Genomic DNA, 1,857 nt, shown 5'->3' on the forward strand with positions numbered 1-1,857 from the left:
GCGCCATCGGCGTCGAAGGCATGGCCGAGCGCAGCCCGGCGCGCATGTTGTCGGCGCAGGCCGGCGATGCCGAACGCGCCTGGGTGCGCTGGAATATTCAGTGGCTCAACCCGGCCGGCTACACGCAGGCGGTGCACATGCTGTGCGGCGATGCATTGCAGGCCTATGCGCCCAACGGCATGTTGGGACACGTACCGGCGACGGTCTGTTGCGGCGCCGAAGACGTGGTCACCAGCGCCGACGACAGCCGTGAACTGGCCTGGAATTTGAATTTGCCGTTCCACCTGATCGACAATGCAGGCCACGCCTGCTACATCGAACAAGCCGGAGCGGTAGCAGCAGCCATACGTCGCCAGCTCAGCGGTCATCTTTATCAACTTTCGTAAAACAAAAATCATGAACAAACCAGTGCTGCCAGAAGAAGAATCGCAAGAGAAATACCTCGTTCCAGGGCGCGTCGCCTCGACGTGCCGCGTTCCACCGTATTCCGCCTGCTGACCACGCTGGAACGCATGGGCTTCGTCGAGCGCAACGACGGCGGCCGCGACTACCGCCTCGGCATGGCCGTGCTGCGCCTCGGCTTCGAATACCTGGCCTCGCTGGAATTGACCGAGATCGGTCGTCCGTTGCTGGACCGCCTGCGCGACGAAATCGGCTACTCCTGCAACCTGGTCGTGCGCGACGGCCGTTCCATCGTGTACGTCGCCAAGTCGGTCACACAAACCGCCTTCGCCAGCCACGTCAACGTCGGCACCCGTCTGCCTGCGCACGCTACCGTGCTCGGCCGCGTGCTGCTGGAAGACCTGACCCTGGCCGAACTGCGCGACCTGTATCCGGAAGAACACCTGGAAGTCTTCTCCAGCAATACGCCGAAGACCGTGGTCGAGCTGTTCGACATGGTGCAGAACGACAAGCAACGCGGTTACGTGCTGCAGGAAGGCTTCTTCGAAACCAGCATCTCCACCATCGCCGCACCGGTGCGCGATCTCTCCGGCAAGGTGGTGGCCGCGATGGGCGCGACGATCCCGTCGCCGCACATCGACACCGACCAGCTCGACCTGATCGTGGCCAAGGTGCGCGACACCGCGGGCGAACTGTCGCGCCTGCTCGACCATGCGCCGGCAAAGTCGGGCAAGGTCGTCAACATGTGGCGGGAGTAACGGCAATGAGCATGATTCAACTCGAAGGCAAAGTCGCCGTCGTTACCGGCGGCTCTTCGGGCATCGGCCTGGCGACTGTCGAGCTGTTGCTCGAAGCCGGCGCGGCGGTCGCGTTCTGCGGCCGCAACCAGGAACGTTTGCAACAGGTGGAAGCGCAACTGCGCGCGCGCTTCCCGCAAGCGAAATTGTTTTCGTCCGTCTGCGACGTGTTGTCGCATGAGCAGGTGCAAGCCTTCGCCGCCGCCGTGGAAGAAAAACTCGGCGCGGTCTCCATGTTGGTCAACAACGCCGGCCAGGGCCGCGTGTCGACCTTTGCGGATACTGAAGACGCCGCCTGGACCGAAGAGCTGCGCCTGAAATTTTTCTCGGTGATCTATCCGACCCGCGCCTTCCAGCCGCAGTTGCAGCGCATGAGCGCCGTGCATGGCGAAGCGGCCGTGGTCTGCGTCAACTCGCTGCTGGCGATCCAGCCCGAACCGCACATGGTGGCGACTTCCGCCGCGCGCGCCGGCATCCATAACCTGGTGCGCTCGCTGGCGACGGAATTCGCGACACAAAAGATCCGCGTCAACGGCATCCTCATCGGCCTGGTCGAATCCGGCCAATGGCGTCGCCGTTACGAGGGGCGCATCGGCACCGACCTCGACCTGTCCTGGGAACAATGGACCCAGGCGCTGGCGCAAAAAAAGAATATTCA

At 63.3% G+C, this 1,857-nt stretch carries 2 protein-coding genes and 1 pseudogene; all 3 read left to right on the forward strand.

The genetic code is table 11. From position 1 onward, the window contains the following. On the forward strand, nt 1–386 hold a 386-nt coding region (locus tag HLUSI_RS27520), incomplete at its 5' end, for an alpha/beta fold hydrolase (RefSeq protein WP_016833405.1). Nucleotides 387–452: 66 nt separating this feature from the next. Beyond that, nucleotides 453–1,160 (forward strand): annotated as a pseudogene (locus HLUSI_RS27525) (IclR family transcriptional regulator); the annotation flags it as partial. A gap of 5 nt (nt 1,161–1,165) precedes the next feature. Further along, nucleotides 1,166–1,857: SDR family oxidoreductase (locus HLUSI_RS0107625; protein WP_040503265.1), on the forward strand; the 692-nt coding region annotated here is incomplete at its 3' end.

The organism is Herbaspirillum lusitanum P6-12, assembly GCF_000256565.1.
Taxonomy (GTDB): Bacteria; Pseudomonadota; Gammaproteobacteria; order Burkholderiales; family Burkholderiaceae_D; genus Herbaspirillum; species Herbaspirillum lusitanum.